Source organism: Phoenicibacter congonensis (assembly GCF_902386915.1).
In the GTDB taxonomy this organism is placed as follows: Bacteria; Actinomycetota; Coriobacteriia; order Coriobacteriales; family Eggerthellaceae; genus Phoenicibacter; species Phoenicibacter congonensis.
Map to the genome: position 1 here is coordinate 958294 of NZ_LR698997.1, position 16310 is coordinate 974603.

General features: G+C 44.0%; 10 protein-coding genes. 7 read left to right on the forward strand and 3 right to left on the reverse strand.

Annotated features, from left to right (window positions below):
• Positions 1-188: 188 nt before the first annotated feature.
• Complete coding sequence (locus FXZ76_RS04120) at positions 189-3362, forward strand: InlB B-repeat-containing protein (RefSeq protein ID WP_079535899.1); 3174 nt, start codon at positions 189-191, stop codon at positions 3360-3362.
• Between the two features lie 846 nt (positions 3363-4208).
• Here FXZ76_RS04120 and FXZ76_RS04130 read toward each other — a convergent pair.
• Complete coding sequence (locus FXZ76_RS04130; protein ID WP_079535900.1) at positions 4209-5258, reverse strand: helix-turn-helix domain-containing protein; 1050 nt, start codon at positions 5256-5258, stop codon at positions 4209-4211.
• A gap of 95 nt (positions 5259-5353) precedes the next feature.
• On the opposite strand from FXZ76_RS04130, the gene FXZ76_RS04135 reads away from it, so the two are divergent.
• The 5 genes from FXZ76_RS04135 to FXZ76_RS04155 are packed head-to-tail and all read left to right on the forward strand — an operon-like array spanning position 5354 to position 12255.
• The gene (locus FXZ76_RS04135) at positions 5354-6127 is read left to right on the forward strand and encodes an energy-coupling factor transporter transmembrane component T family protein (protein ID WP_079535901.1); all 774 of its coding nucleotides are present in this window, start codon (positions 5354-5356) and stop codon (positions 6125-6127) included.
• A complete protein-coding gene (locus tag FXZ76_RS04140) occupies positions 6127-7935 on the forward strand; it encodes an ABC transporter ATP-binding protein (RefSeq protein ID WP_079535902.1) in 1809 nt (602 codons plus the stop codon). Before FXZ76_RS04135 ends, FXZ76_RS04140 begins: the two co-directional genes overlap by 1 nt.
• Before the next feature lie 26 nt (positions 7936-7961).
• Positions 7962-8582, forward strand: coding sequence for an MptD family putative ECF transporter S component (locus tag FXZ76_RS04145; protein WP_231961745.1), 621 nt, complete (start codon positions 7962-7964; stop codon positions 8580-8582).
• 38 nt (positions 8583-8620) lie between these two features.
• Positions 8621-10507, forward strand: a complete 1887-nt coding sequence (locus FXZ76_RS04150; RefSeq protein WP_147571536.1) for an ABC transporter ATP-binding protein — start codon at positions 8621-8623, stop codon at positions 10505-10507.
• Positions 10508-10509: 2 nt separating this feature from the next.
• Entirely contained in the window at positions 10510-12255 is a 1746-nt protein-coding gene (locus FXZ76_RS04155) for an ABC transporter ATP-binding protein (protein WP_079535903.1), read from the forward strand.
• Positions 12256-12426: 171 nt separating this feature from the next.
• Here FXZ76_RS04155 and FXZ76_RS04160 read toward each other — a convergent pair whose 3' ends face one another.
• Together FXZ76_RS04160 and FXZ76_RS04165 are read right to left on the reverse strand one after the other, a co-directional pair.
• Positions 12427-12738, reverse strand: a complete 312-nt coding sequence (locus FXZ76_RS04160) for a hypothetical protein (RefSeq protein WP_079535904.1) — start codon at positions 12736-12738, stop codon at positions 12427-12429.
• Positions 12739-12919: 181 nt separating this feature from the next.
• Positions 12920-13387 carry a hypothetical protein gene (locus FXZ76_RS04165; protein ID WP_079535905.1) on the reverse strand — a complete coding sequence of 156 codons (468 nt, stop codon included), beginning with the start codon at positions 13385-13387 and terminating at the stop codon, positions 12920-12922.
• Positions 13388-13836: 449 nt separating this feature from the next.
• Here FXZ76_RS04165 and FXZ76_RS04170 point away from each other — a divergent pair, with 449 nt between their 5' ends.
• Positions 13837-16290 carry a hypothetical protein gene (locus FXZ76_RS04170; RefSeq protein WP_079535906.1) on the forward strand — a complete coding sequence of 818 codons (2454 nt, stop codon included), beginning with the start codon at positions 13837-13839 and terminating at the stop codon, positions 16288-16290.
• The last annotated feature ends 20 nt before the right edge of the window (positions 16291-16310 follow it).

Genomic DNA, 16310 nt, shown 5'->3' on the forward strand with positions numbered 1-16310 from the left:
AAATGAGCGATATGGCTTGGCTTCTGCTGTCGATGTATTTCGATATTGGTGTTTCTTCAACGCGGTGCGGCTGCTTGTAAATATTTTTTGTTTAGTAAACCATTTCTCGACAATAGCTATAACGACGGGAATGAACGTACAAAGCAATTATTGGAAACAAAGAAAACAGAAAGAAAGATGCGGAAGAAATGAAGATAAGTACTAAAAACAAATTCATTTCGGTCCTGATGGGTGTTGCGATGTGTCCTATGATGTTTCCAACCGTAGCATTCGCGGCTGATGACGATGCAGCACCGGGGGTTTTGTCATCCCCGACTGAATTGATTCAGCCTTCTGAGTCGGAAGGCGCCGATAGGGGTGCAAGCTCAGGCGATACGCTTGCCACGCAGTCTGAATCGACGGGTGAAGCGGTCAATGCGACGACCGGCAAAGCAGCTAATGAAGTAGCAGCCCTTGCAGCCGAAACTGGCGGGGAAGGCACTACGGCATCAGTTGCGGAAGTGAATGGTAAGAGCTATTCCAGCCTGCAGGAGGCCATCAATGCAGCCCAGGACGGCGAGACGGTCACGCTGCTGACGGATGCGACCGAAGATGCAACCATTGCTGCTGGTAAGAACATCACGCTTGACCTTGGCAACAAAAAGCTGACGAACACGAACACCGGCAAGGCGACGCTGACCATCGCGAAGGGTGCCACGGCTACCTTGAAGAACGGCAGCATCGTGGGCGGCACGAGCTTCTACACCATTCAGAACAATGGCACGGCAACGTTTGAAGATGTGACCGCTACGGCGGGCAACACCGACTCCTCCATGATCGACAACTGGGGCACGCTGACCATTGAAAGCGGTTCGTATTCGGGTGGTCTGAACGTTGTGAAGAGCGAGGAAGACTCAACTCTTAACATTAGCGGCGGCAGGTTTGAGCTGAGCTATGCAACGAATGGTTATACGGGCGTTGTTTTCGCCTACGGCAACACGACGATCACTGGCGGCGAGTTTATCCAGAGTCTGACCACCACAGGACGGTGGAACCACCCGCAGGTTGTCGCGACTGGTGTTGTGGATGGCCATACCGCTATCACGCGGGTTACCGGCGGCCACTTCGTCAACAAGCTGTCTAGGGAGAACATTTTCCGCGGCATCGGCAAGGGCACTTCTGACAACTTCGAGGTTTCTGGCGGTACGTTTAATAAGAGCATTTCCGAAGGCTACTGCGCCGATGGCTTTATTCCTACCAAGAAAGCGGATGGCACCTATGGCGTCAAGGAAGTCCACTATGTTGCCCAAGTCGGCAGCAAGAAGTATGAGACGCTGGCCGATGCGATCCGTCTGGCTGCAAAGGGCAAGACCATCCAGCTGCTGACTGACGCCACAGAAAATATTACCATTGCTTCGACGAAGCAAATCACGCTCGACCTGAACGGCCACACTCTCAATGGTGGCACGGGCAGCGCGAAAGCGGCCATCCTGAACAAGGGCAACGTGACCATCACTGACACGAGTGCCGGCAAGACCGGCACCATCAAGCGCGATGACCAGGGCATCGAGGGCGAGACCAGCTATTACGTCATTGACAACAATGGCACGATGGTCATCGACCAGGCGAATGTCGTGAACAACTCCGGCATCAAGGGCTCTTCTCTGATCCGCAATGGCGGTGTGGATAATGTATCGTCGCTCACCATCAACGGCGGCACGTTCGAGCAGCAGAACTTCATTGCGGTCAAGAACGACGGCAATGGTGAGCTCACCATCAACGGCGGCACGCTGACCAGCAATCAGGCTGTTGTTCAGAACTGGAACAAGGCTCAGATTCTGGGCGGCAACCTGACGGGCGGTTATCTCTGGACGGATTCTTATACCGAAGCGGGAACCGTTGGCGAGACCGTCATTGGCGGCGACGCCCAATTCACCGGCACGATTTACATGGACGTCACGAGTTCCAATCCCTCGACCTTGAAGATCGAAGGTGGCAAGCTAAATGTCACTTCGTGGAAGGTTACTCCTGCTGCCGCTCAGGTGAACTCCTCCATCGCGGTTTCCGGTGGCACCTTTACAGCCGCCGTTCCCGAGAACTACTGCGCTGCAGGCTATGCTCCTACTGCTAACGCTGACGGCACGTACGGCGTGGTTGTCGGCGTGGCGCAGATCGGCACGAAGGCATACGCCACTCTCGCCGACGCTGTCGCGGCGGCCAAAGATGGCGACACCATCACGTTGTTGTCTGATTGCAACGGCGACGGCATTGTTGTCAAGGGCGACACCTTCCCCAACGGCTTGACCATCGACTTCGCGGGTCATTCCTACACGGTGGGTGGCAAGCTTGTTGGTAGCTCGGGAACCGCGTCGAACGGCTTCCAGCTGCTCAAGGGCAACACGATTGTGATGCGCAACGGCTCCATCTATGGTGACGCAAGCGTTGCGGGCGATGACACGACTCAGTGGTCGGGCGCGCCGGCAATCATGATTCAGAACTACAGCAACCTGACGCTTGACGGCATGACCGTAAAGGGCGGCAAGGAAACGTGCTACACGTTGTCGAACAACAATGGCGATACGGTCATCAAGGATTCGACCATCATTGCTGGTCAGAATACGAAAGTTGGCGGTCCGTTTGCGTTTGATGTGTGTCGCTACGCCTCGTATCCTTCCGTGAGCGTTACGGTTGAAGGCAATAGCGTCATCGACGGTTGTGTTGACGTGAGCGGCACTATTGGCGAAGGCCAGAACCGTCAGCTCACCATCACGGGCGGCACCTTTAGAAAGCCCATCTCGGTAAGCACACAACCCGCGAACATTTCCATTAGCGGCGGCTCTTTCGCCAATGAGGTCCCTGCAGATCACTGCGCTGCCGGCTATGCGCCTGTTGCCAACGTTGACGGTACGTACGGTGTCAAGCAGGCGGTTACCGTTACTTTCGATTCCAACGAGGGTACAGCAGTTGACTCTCAGCTTGTTACCGTCGGTGACAAAGTGGTAAAGCCAACAGATCCTACCAAGGAAGGCTATACCTTCTCCGGATGGTTCACTGACAAGGACTGCACCAATGCCTATGACTTCGATGCTGATGTAGACGGCACGCAGCCTGAGTTTACTCTGTATGCCGGCTGGAAGGCGGCCCCCGCTACCGTTGAGCCTGGTGCTGGCGACAACGGCAACAACGGCGATAGCTCCTCCGCCAATGAGAACGTAAACGTCAACACCGTTAACAACAACGGCGACAAGGCGTCAAGCGAAGCGAAGATGGCTACCGTGAAGACGGGCGACAACCTCGCTCTTGTCGGTGGTGCAATTGCTGTAATTGCCGTTGCGGCTGCTGGTGTTGCGGTATTTGCGCTGTATCGCAAGAAGATGAACTAGCGTATCACGCTTGTTGCGCTCCGTTTGCTGTAGGGTAATACAGTAATAAGGTTGCTTGATGATAATGGCCGAGTCTGGAAACAGTCCAGGCTCGGCCTTTCGTTTTCGAATTTATTTCCAAGTGATTTCAGCTTCAAAACGCGTGCAAAATGCTGCTTGCTAGCAGCGCGAAGCATTCAATCACCTTGGCATGATAATACGAATCGGCGACCGATGGGCGGGGTAGGTGATGTCTAGTCCTCGAAGCGCCGAGGGCAAGCCAGGCACGCCGTCCGACGTGGTGAGCTGTCCGATTACACGGCGTAGTTTCTTGTCATCACAGTGGAAGGCATCCACATAGCGGCGTATTACTTCAGGGGCTATGGTGATCGACGCCGATGACAGTCGTTTGCCGGGCTCGAACGAGCTTATGTAGGGACCGCCATTCCAGTCGTCCCCGGGAATGGGTTCCTCTCGAGCTTCATTGTTGGACCTCACAAACTCACAATTGCTTACGCTGATGGTGAATGTAGTGCAGGCAACGACAACGTTAAAACTAATTCAAATTCAAGCAACAATGGAAACGTTGATTTGGTCATTCCATCAACTGGCGATGGAAGCGCTATTTTCTTAACGTTATTCTCTATGCTGGCACTTGCAACACTTCTCGCATCGATCGTTGCTGCTAAAAAATGCAACATTACCAAGAAATAACATAAACAAGTTGAAATACGTCATTCACTGACACCTTCAATCGAAAGGATAAACATGAGACGAGCAGCAATTACTTTATTTAAACAAATAAAGAAAGTCTAAAGAAATGAACCTATCCTTTCTTTTTTCTGCAAGGATTAAGCAGTACTAATTTTACATTCCACCCTTCTTGCGATAAACACTTGGCGTCGTGCCATAGGTTCTTTTAAAGGCATCGGAAAATGCGCCTTGGTTTTTATACCCCGATTTTTTTGCGACTTCACTAATTTGGTGTCTTCTTTCTAGTAAGAGAGTTTTTGCATGTACAAGCCTTTCTGCTCTCACAAAATCTTGTGGAGTTGTGCCTTTCACATTGCGAAATGCCTTAATGAGTTTTCCCTCGCTCACGTGTGCGATTTCGCTTAAGTTTTTGGTGGTGAGATTTTCTGCAATGTTATTTTTAATGTAGTCGCATAGACAATTAACACAATGATGGTCGTTAGTCTGAGTTGTATCTCTTGTGTTGTTCTCCTGTCTTTCGCTGCTCATTAAAAGCGCTAGGCATTCCAAAACCTTTGCTCTATAGTAGACTTCTGCAACCGAGGCGATTGGGTGGGTAATGTTTAATCCTCGAAGTGCCGTGGGAAGCCCGGGCACCCCATCGGATTTAGTTAGATTTTCAATCTTCTTTTTTATGATTTCTTTGTCACAACCCAAAAGTTTGCCCCAGCGTGTAGTTGCGTCAGGTGTAATTGTGATGGATGATGATGAAAGCCTTTTATTCGCACCGAGCGATGTGTGATAAAGACCTCCGCTCCAATCAAATCCCATGAGTTTGCAGTTTGATTTAGCGCATTCCGCTGAACAGAATTGTGGCATTTCTTTCTCAAAAAGACCAAATGTAAGATAGGCCACGGTGTCAATTTGTTCTTCCATGTCTTGAAAAAACTCCATATCCATAGAAACAACTATCGTATCGTCATCTAAAAGATAAAACCAATAAAATCCTTTGCCATATTTCGGATTAAGAAACCATGTTTCGCCAACGTCTCTGACATATTCTTTACGGCCAATTCCTTGTTCTAGCGCAAAATCTGAGCGAATTGCACGCATCTTTGTTAGCTGGGTTACAAACATTTCATAAAGAGGGGAGTTGTGTTTTTTGTTACACGTGCGTTTCTCTTTTTTGGAGGTATTTGCAATCTTTTCGGTAGGATTAGTCATTTCTTGAATCTGCACTTCTTTTTTTGTTATTACATTTATTCTAGTTTAATGCAGTTAGCCAATGCTAACAAAAATTAGAGAAAGATTAACACTAAATGAATGTTTTTGCAGGTACACAACAACAACCAAGAGTTATTGCAAGCACACAATCTGTTCCTTGCGAAAGTACATTACAACGACGTCTTGACACACGTGTTTCTCTTGCTATCTTGATAGGCATCAACATTCTCATGGTCATTTCACAAAGCATTTTTACTGAAATTAGCGTGCTAGGTTTAACAGTTGCGATAATGATTTGTAGTGGTATATTTCGCGCAACTATTTATTGGTTAGTTTTCTATTTAATCTTTGCGGTTCTGACACAACTCCTTTTAATGACTAACAACACGCTACTTTCGTCCTTTGCTGCTTCGTTTTTAATGTATCGTCATGTGTTGCCTGCTTTCATGTTTGCCTTTAACATGCTTTCTACAACTCGTTTGGGCGAACTGGCATGTGCGCTTCAATCACTCAAAGTTCCTCCAAATTATGCTGTTGCGATTTGTGTCGCGTTTCGTTTTTTACCCACTTTAGGTCGAGAGTTTTCTGCAGTAAACGATGCTATGAAAACTCGTGGTTTGGCTTTTAGCCTAAAGTCAGTCGTTTGCCATCCTGCAAAAACTGCAGAGCATTTTCTTGTTCCCGTGATTGCTCGGCTTGGCACAATTGCCGATGAACTCGGAAACGCTGTCGTTGCTCGTGGATTAGGTTCAGGTGTCAAAAGGACTTCCTACTATCAGTTAAAACTTCGAGCTTTCGACGTTGCTTGTTTACTCTTCATGGCGTCTCTTCTCGTTATTTCATTTTTTATGAAGGTAGGGTTGTTGTAATGAGTCTTGTTCATAAAAAAGAGAGCACCAAACCCATTGCAATTGAGCTTAGTGAGTGTTCATTTTGCTATAAGAATGCTGGTTGTGCATCGATCAAAAATGTTTCCTTAAAGGTTCCGCAAGGTCAATGCATTGTCATAACAGGACAATCTGGCTGCGGTAAGACGACGCTTACACGAATGGTAAATGGTTTGATTCCTTTGATGTATGAAGGCATCACGGAAGGATCGACTTGCATTTTAGGAAAACCAATTTTGCAATGGTCAATTGACGAGTTGTCTTCTCATGTTGGTTCTGTGTTTCAAAATCCTCGAAGCCAACTTGTAAATCTGGATGTCACATCGGAAATCGCATTTGGCTGTGAAAATATTGGTCTTAAACAAGAAATAATTCTTGAAAGAGTGACTAAGTCGGCATCTGCACTCAACATTTCTAATTTGCTTGAAAAGGGGACCGAGTCCCTTTCAGGCGGAGAGAAACAATCTGTTATCCTTGCCTCGGTTTATGCGGTCTGTCCAGAAATATTTGTGCTTGATGAGCCAACAGCTTCATTAGATGTTAGTTCGATGAGGAAGCTTGCAAAAACTGTTTCTCAGCTAAAAAGCATGGGCAAAACAATTTTAATTTCAGAACATCGCCTGTGGTGGCTCGAAGGCATAGCTGATCGCTATGTTGTTTTGGAAAATGGGGAAGTTAAAGTTGATTACTCTGCAGAAGATTTTTTGTCACTTCCAATAAATAATCGCGTTGAATGGGGTTTGCGTGCGGCCACTCTTGAAGAAATTGAATCTTTCAAAACTCGAAGTTTACAGGATGCTTCACCAGGAAACGATTTTTCTGAATGTAGAGAAGGATTGTTTGAATGTAAGTTTGATGTTATAGACCCAGGCGAGAGAGAATCAAAAAAAAGCAATCTAGACAATAACTCTCTGGACAAAAACGTAAAATCCAAAAGCATTTTTAACTATGGTTGTCATGCTCAGAATCGTCAAAATGAATGTAAACAAGGCGAGAGCTCGTTAGAAAACAGCTCAGTCAAGCCCAAGCTTGATGAAACATTTTCAAATAGAGAGCAAGGCGAGTATTATCCAAAAGAAGACACACCAATCGTTCAGGCAAAAGGTTTAGTAGCTGGATATCGCAAGCAACCACGCGTTTTGAATAACCTCGATTTCTTTTTGTCTAACGGACGTGTAGTGGGAATCATTGGGCGCAACGGTGCAGGAAAAACCACTCTCATGCGTTGTCTGGCTGGGCTTCATAAAGAAAAAGAAGGAAATGTTAAATTAAACAATGTTCCTGTTCGCGTATCAAAGCGTGCTGGTCGCGTCTTTTTGGTAATGCAAGAACCGGGCTATCAACTTTTTAGTAATTCAGTCGATGGTGAACTGGCCGATGCCTGCAGTGCAAACCACAAGCAAAAACCGAAAAACAACGACTCTGCTATAGAAGAAATCAAGAGAGCCTTGGATTTAGATAGGTTTTCCGAAAAACATCCGTTGTCTTTATCAGGCGGTGAAAGACAGCGTTTGTCAATCGCTGCAGGTTTGTTGAGTCAGGCTGATGCAATGATTCTTGATGAGCCAACTAGTGGTCTTGATTATCGGAACATGCAACGAATTATGACTTGCATTGAGCGCCTGAAAAAACAGGGTGTTGGTGTTTGCATAGTTTCTCACGACTATGAATTCCTATGCTCAACATGCGACCTAATTGCACTGCTTGAGGATGGTCGCATCGCTGATTCTTTTCCGCTTAATGAAGACACTCTTCCAAAACTTAAGCGCAACTTTGGATTTTTAAATTAGCCAATTTAACTAAAGAAAGGATTGTAATGAAAAAAATGACTATTAGTGAGGCCTCGCAAGACAGAAGCCGTCTTAATCCAAAAGATTTTGTTTTTATAGCCGTGTTTGGCGTTCTTTTGTTTTTAGTTTTTATGATATTTTCCGTAGTTTTAAGCTTGAATGCTAGCACTAGCTGGTTTACTCATTCAGTTGGCGCGTTGTTTGCAGGAACAGTATTTATGTATCTTGCCTATCGTGTTCCCAAACGTGGTGCGCTTTCAATCATGGGAATAATTGTTGGCGCAGCAGGTCTATTGATGGGCATGTTCTGGTCAGGTCCTGCGGGAATCGTCGTCGGAGGTGTTGTTGCTGACCTCATCGCAGGCGCTCCTGAAAATCGCACAAAAACCAGGCTCATACTTGCATTTGCAGCATTTACTTTTTGTTTTTGGTTTGGGCACATCTCGCTCATTCTAATCATGGGGAATGCCTATGCCGACATGTGTGTTGCATCTGGAACCACGCATGAATATGGCATGACTCTCGTTAATTCCATTTTGGGACCAATGGGAATCGTCACAGGTGTTGTCACCATAGCCTGCGCATTGCTTGGAGGTTTTATTGGCACTAAAGTCTTTTCGAAACATTTCGCAAAGCTTGGTGTGTAGATATAAGACAGTTCAATTAATTTGTTCAAGGAAGAAAAATGAAAGAAATAATTTCTAACGAAACTCACTCTATTAGTGAGGATGCGCGGGAAACTCAAAAAACGAACAAAAAGGTTGCAAAGATTAATTCGACAAAGAAAAAGAATGCAATTGTTGAACTTTTAGGATATGCAGGAAAGCGCAAAGCGTTTGCATACATTGGATGTGTTCTGTCTGCATTTAATGCAGTTCTCACCATGATGCCTTTTGTTTGCATTTGGTTTGTTGTGCGAGACTTGATTTCTGTGTATCCCAATTGGGAGCAAGCTCAATCGGCCACTGACTGGGCAGTATTGGCTGTAGTCTTTTCGCTACTTGGCATTTTGGTCTACTTCTTTGCACTAATGAGCACGCACCTTGCCGCGTTTCGAATAGCAACCAACATGCGAAAGAAAATGGTTCACCACGTTTCAAAAATCCCAATGGGCTATTTTTGTTCTCACTCATCAGGTGAAATGCGTCGTACGATTGATGGATGTGCTGGTGAAACAGAAGATATGATTGCACACAAACTGCCTGATTTTGTTGGCTCACTTGCAACTCCATTCATTTTTATTAACGTTGCTTTTTTGTTTGATTGGGTAATGGGGCTTCTATGTCTAATTCCTCTTTTTGTTTCGTTTGCAGCAATGTGGTGGATGATGGGTCGTGAGAATGATTCGGGTGGCCGTCATTTTATGGAGCTTTATCAAGCAGCTCTTCTTCGCATGAGCAATGCAGCTACTGAATATGTGCGAGGAATCCCTGTTGTGAAAGTTTTTCAGCAGACTATTCATTCGTTTAGAGCATTTCACGAAGCGATTATTGATTATCGAGACATGGCAACACGCTACACTGAATTTTGCAAAAAACCGCAAGTTATTCAGCTTGTTGCAATTAACTCAACGTTTGCTGTTTTAGTGCCAGCAGGAATTGTTCTAGCTAATGTAACAACTGATTTCGCAACTTTTTTCGTGAACTTTTTGTTCTATGTATTATTTTCTGGAATCACTACAACAATGATGTCTAAAGTTATGTATTCAGCAGAAGCAATTATGATTGCTGAAGATGCTCTCAGCAGAATGAATTCGATTATGGAAGTTGAGCAGTTTGCTGAAGTTGATGCATCAGAGGCACTTTATCCTAAAGATTCAAGCATCGAATTTAAAAACGTTGTTTTTTCATATCCTGGAGCCAATCAACCTGCACTAAATAATGTGTCATTTGGTGTTCCTGCTGGCACTACAGCTGCGCTTGTTGGTCCTTCTGGTGGAGGAAAAACAACAATTGCATCACTGATTCCTCGTTTTTGGGACGTTGGCAGTGGAAATGTTCTTGTTGGAGGGGTGGATGTTCGCCACATTTCTAGTGCTGATCTCATGAACACCGTTGCTTTCGTTTTTCAAAATGATCATCTCTTCAAGCAAAGCATAGCTGAAAACGTCCGAGCTGGAAGACCTGATGCTTCTGATGAGGAAGTTATAGAGGCGCTGCGCGCAGCGCAATGTGAAGATATAGTCGCAAAATTGCCAGATGGCATTAACACGGTCGTCGGCACAAAGGGAGTTTATTTGTCAGGTGGTGAGTGTCAGCGAATCGCTCTTGCACGTGCAATTTTGAAGGATTCTCCAATTGTTGTGCTTGATGAAGCAACTGCTTTTGCTGATCCCGAGAATGAAGCACTGATCCAAAAGGCTTTGAGTACTTTGTGCAAAAACAAGACGGTTCTCATGATTGCACATCGACTTTCTTCAGTTGAAAAGGTTGAAACCACTTTCGTGATTGATGGGGGTCAAATCGCAGAAAAAGGTTCTCATCATGAATTAATAAATATGGGTGGTCTCTATGCTCGCATGTGGAACGACTATCAAAAAAGCGCTTCATGGAAGATTGAGGGGAGGGAATAGTCATGTTGAAAAAGATTCAAAACACATTTGCATTAACAGACCAAGGTGTAAAGGATTTCTTTAGAGGAGCAGGCTTTTGTGCACTCGCGAACATCATGCTGATGTTGCCAATAGTAGTACTTTATTTAATTACGCAAGACTTTGTTGCTCATTTAAGTAACACAGAAATAAGTTTGCCAAAGCTGTTTCCCTATGCAATTGGCATTATTGTAGCTTTGATTGTGATTTTCGTCACGCAAATGTGGCAATATAATGCGACCTACACCGTTGTCTATCAAGAGAGTGCGCGCAAACGCATCAGCATTGCAGAGCGCTTGCGAAAACTACCGCTTTCATTTTTCGGGAATCGCGATTTGGCTGATTTAACGAGTGTGATTATGAAGGATTGTTCAGATCATGAACGGGTTTTTTCGCACATTATGCCTCAGATGTTTGGCATGGGAGCATCAACAATTGTGTTTGCAATAATGATGCTTTCATATGATTGGCGTCTTGGCGTCGCTGCACTTTGGCCAATCCCTGTTGCTTTAATTGCTCTTCTCATGACATCTCGAATTCAGAAAAAACGTTCAGTGAGAAAGAACGCTGCAAGTTTAGCAATTAACGAGGGCATTCAGGAGTTCATTGAGTGCCATCGCGAAATCAGGTCGCTAAACAAAATTTCAGCATTTGAAAACAATTTGAATAACTGCATTGATAAATTTGAGAAGGAGAAAATTGGCGCTGAGTTGGCGCTCGGTATTACTGTTAGTTCTGCGCAAGGTTTTATGCGTTTAGGAATTGCCTCAGTTATTGTCACAGGCACGCTTCTTTTGGTTGCAGGACAAACAGACTTTCTCACTTTTTTCGTCTTTCTTCTTGCGGTAACAAGAGTTTATGATCCAATTAATGTGATACTAGTAGCAATTGCACTTCTCATAGACTTAACACACAGTCTAGATCGTATGCGCGCGATTGAAAACGCTCCCGCTCAGAAAGGCGCGACTGAATTTAATCCAAGTGGTCATGACCTAGTATTTGAAAACGTTAGTTTTTCCTACAATGACAATGAAAGCGTTTTGAATAATGTTTCGTTTATTGCAAAAGAAGGGCAAGTCACAGCTTTAGTTGGGGCATCTGGTTCTGGTAAAAGCACCGCAGCCAAACTTGCTTCGCGCTTCTGGGATGTCACTTCTGGATCTGTTTCGGTCGGTGGCATCAATGTTTCTTCTGTTGATCCAGAAACTCTTCTTCAAGCATTTTCTGAGGTTTTTCAAGACGTTGTTCTGTTTGACAACACTGTTTTGGAGAACATTCGTTTGGGCAAAAAGGATGCAACTGATTCTGAAGTGTTTGAAGCTGCAAAAGCTGCTAACTGCGATGAGTTTGTCAAACGTTTGCCTGAAGGTTACAACACGATAATTGGCGAAAATGGAAGCAGACTTTCTGGAGGTGAACGACAGCGAATCTCAATCGCTCGCGCACTTTTGAAAAACGCACCAATAGTTCTTTTAGATGAAGCAACTGCATCACTTGACGTCGAGAATGAAACACAGGTTCAGGGCGCATTATCAGTTCTTTTAAAAGACAAAACGGTTCTTGTTATAGCGCATCGTTTGCGCACGGTTGACAATGCTGACAAGATTGTTGTATTGGATAAAGGACGCGTTGTTGAGATTGGAAGCCCAGCAGAGCTTCGCGAAAAACCTAACGGAAAATATCGTCATATGCTTGAGTTGCAAGGTGCATGTGCAAACTGGAATTTATAGAAGACTTATGTTGCAATTTGTCAATGCTAACTTGAGTATACAGAAGGCTTGACTTGCGTCGTGTTTTTGAAACATTAAGTTATTAAAATGCTTTGAATCATTTGTCTTTCGTTTGCTTTGAGGCTTGTAGAAAAAAGACAACAATCAAACTGAAGTTTGCCGTTATTGTGATTACATGTGTTGTCCTGTTTTGTCCCAACTGATAAATGCCCAGCGAACAATACGAGGCGTTTTTAAAATGTATGGCTTTTCGGCTGGCAAATCTCCCATTTTTGGGTTGTCAATCAGCTGGCTGGAAAGCCAATTCTTAAGATCATTTTTAGCTTGAAGCATGCGCTTGTGTGAAATCATGTTTCCAAACTTCTCAAGCATGTCATCATATTTTAGATAGGCTTCTTCAAAATCTTTAAAACTGTCACGTCTAACACTTGATATGTAGTTTAGTTCTGGTCGAATGCCTTCGCTAATTTGAAGCAGTTTCAAACCTTTAAGCCCAATTAATGGTTGAAAGCAGGGGAGTGAAATCGCTGTTGTTGTTTGACATTTGGCGCTTTTTATTGTGTCTTAATTAGTTTGTCATGACACATTTAATATAACCTACTTGCATTAATTCTGAGGTTTAGTGAAAAAGAGAGCTGTTTTTATTTGCTCTTTTTCAGAGCTTTTACAGATCAGAATTTTGCTGATTGTCAGGTTCTGTGTCTACTCCGAGTTCAGCTTTTGTTCTCTCGTTTTTATCGATAATTTCTACAGAATCAATGCTTGAAACATCTCCGCCACTCACTCTAAACTCTGTAAGTCGAATGTCCATTGTTTCTGCGATGCTGCTTGGCTTTTTTAATTTCACAACGAGAGTGCTTCCTTCTTGCCAGATTTTTTCTATTTCTTTGCCAGGCACTGAGCCGCCAGATAGTTGCACTTGAATCCATCCATCTTGTGGCTTCCATCCGTTTCCGTGAATAGCGACAATTGCTCCGCCAGCAACTTGCATGGATAGCACATCCAGTTCGTCGTCTTGCGCCCACATCCATTCTGAATCAGATTTTTCGGAAGCTTTGCATCCAAACGCTAAAGAAGCAATCGAAGCACTTGTGAGCATTAAAAAAGTTCTTCTGGAAAGGAGTTGTGTCATAATGAGCTCCTTTGACGTTAGTGACGAGCATAAGTTCGATATCATTATTTTCCCACAGAAATGCCCAGAAGTTCACTTCTTAAGTCTTTCTAGTCCCTTACATTTTTTAGCCTAGCTTGGCAAGGTGCTTCTATCCAAATAATTAAATATTAAAGAAACGATTTTTAAAGTTCCTTTGTTGGATAGTGTGTCTTTTGGCTATAGGAATGTGTCTCACGATAAGCATCTTGTGAGAGATTTCTCTGTTTTCTCGTGCGCCCAATGTCATCTTTAATTGATGCTTATGCCTCTATTTATCATCTGTGAGTACTTCACGGCAATTTTACGAGCGTGTTGTTTAGGTTGAAGTTTTTTCACAGTCAAAGAATTAAATGAACAAATTAAGTTAGAATATGCTAAAAGTAATTAGACTAAGCTAACTGAATATTCATTCGAAAGGAGTTATTTTTATGTCAATTTCGCCGAAAAGAGTCAAACGAAAACTCGCAAGAGTAGCTCTTGTGGTGGCGCTAATAGGTCTTGGAAACATAGTTTACACAGCCTTTCCATGCTTGGGACCAGTCACTGCATATGCTGACACAAATTCCTCTAGCGAACTTGTTGTTGACGATAATTATCCATCACTCGATGGTTGGATTGCTAATAAACTTGGTACTGCCTCAATAATAAAAATCACCACTTCGTCATGTGGGGTTTCTGATTCAGGAACAAAGGCAACCACAATTCCAGCTCAAGTAAAAAAGTTGACTGGATGGCAACAGTATTTTTGGGAAAGTGAGGGCAAACCATATAACCGACAGCTTGGATATGCTGGTGGTAATGAGATGCTAACTTTTGAGGTTGGGTCATCAACTGAAGTCAATAGCCTCTCGTTGAAACTTCAAAACGATAAGTTGGTAGTTCCGGCTGGTGCAAACATCACTTTTAAAAACTGCACTTTTACAAGTCGCATTAAAATTGATAAAGGTGGAAGAGCAACTTTTGAGAATTGCGTATTCGCGACTGGCACGATTCTGAACAACGGTCAAGCTAATTATTCTGGTTCAACTCAAGAGCCTAAAAATGAAGGAAAGGCAGAATCTGCTTTTGAAGACTTAAAGCTAACGTCTAGCGAAACAAGTTTTGATAATGCAATGAAAGGCTATGCCTACAAACAAGATGTGCCATTAGTGATTTCTGGCACTAATTCTGATACAGCAGAAATTACTGCTCAGTTAGACCAAGTTGAGAGCGGACTTTTCGCTTCAATTAATGAGAACACTCTAACCATTTCAGGCACGCCTAAAAAAGCTGGTTTGGTTAAAGTGACTGTGACTGCAACAGCATCTGACGAGGCAGGCACTGGCACTCAAACTTCTTCTGTTGATGTGATTTTGAATGTTAGCCAGCGTTACACCTTCTCGCTCGAAGGCACGCTTGATGCTGTCCGCAGTGGACAGGGCGATTATGCCGACTCCACAAACAGCAAATTAAAGGTTGTAGTCACTTCAGAAGATGGAACACAGCAGGGCTTTTATGATTTTTCAACGTCAGATTCTGGAAAAGACGTTGATCTAAAGCCATTTATTTCACCAGACGGCTCTGGTCTTTCAGCATATGTATTTAATAGTGCTGCTGGTTCTGAATTATCTCTGAGTGGAACAGCAGGTGAAGCTGGAACCTATGATGTTGGAGCAATTGTTAATTTTAAAGGTCAAACTTTAAAAACAAACACAGTTCAACTTCGAATCTACAGCGGCAATGAAACGTTGAAATCGCAGCTTTCGACGCTTAATGGAAACATTAGTGAGTGGGATATGGAGCCATATGAGATTGATCGCAGCGACAATGCGGTAATCCCAAAAACACTTCGCCACATTTTTGGCTCACATCAAAGTGGGCTTTATGGACAAATTGGAAATGCAACTGATGAGTTTGCGTCAGACACTCTCACAGTTCCAGCAGGCACCGATGTTACTCTTGAAAATATAAAGGTGAACAGTTCTGTCAAAATTACCGTTGAAAAAGGGGGTAAGCTAACGCTCACTGATTCTGCGGTTTATGGTCCAGTAGAAGTTAATGGTGGCACTCTGACCATGAATAATAGCGCATCAAACATGAGTACAATTACGCTAAACAATGGCTCTACTCTAAAAGATTCTGAAATCGTTTCACATGCGCAATTTTTAACAGATGGGAGAAAGCCCACTCAACCAGCGCCTGCACATGTTGTTTCGGTAAATGGGAAAGTCAACTTTGAGGGAAATAACAGCATCAAGGCAGATCAAAGCCAAATTGGTCTTGAGGTTAAAGGAATCGCTCACATTCTCGAAGGTTCAAAACTCTCCATCACTGGAGGCAATGAAGGAACAGCCCCTGGTAATGCGGAAAGTGCAATCAATCTCATAAATGGAACTATTGATGGGAAAGGAACTTTGCAAGCTATTGGCGGAACATATGAAGTGGGCGGTAGCGGTACACCTGCAAAAGCAGTTAAAGGCAAGGGCAAACTGTCAACCGCAAAACTCATTCTTGCTGGCGGAGACGCTAACTCAATTTTTAACACTAAAATCAATGGAGCAAATGCAGGAACAAAAGATGTTACTGTGACCACACCTGCCAACGGTCGCACTATCAAGGGAGGTAAGGGCGTAAATGGTGGTGCCGATGGGCTGGGAGAGGAATCTCTGACGATCGCTGACAATGATTTAGAACAAAAACCATCTGTCGAGTCTGACGCTACTCAAGGAAATACAACATCATCGATGGCTAGCACTAAAGAATCAACAGCTACAAAAGCAACACCAATAATTCCTCAAACAGGAGATGGCACTGTGCAACTTGTTGCTGCAGCAGCCATTATTGGTTTTGTTTCTCTTCTTGCTGCGGTAGCTTTTGCTTTGAGAAGACATTTAAAGATTTAGTTTTTAAAATATGTGAGTGC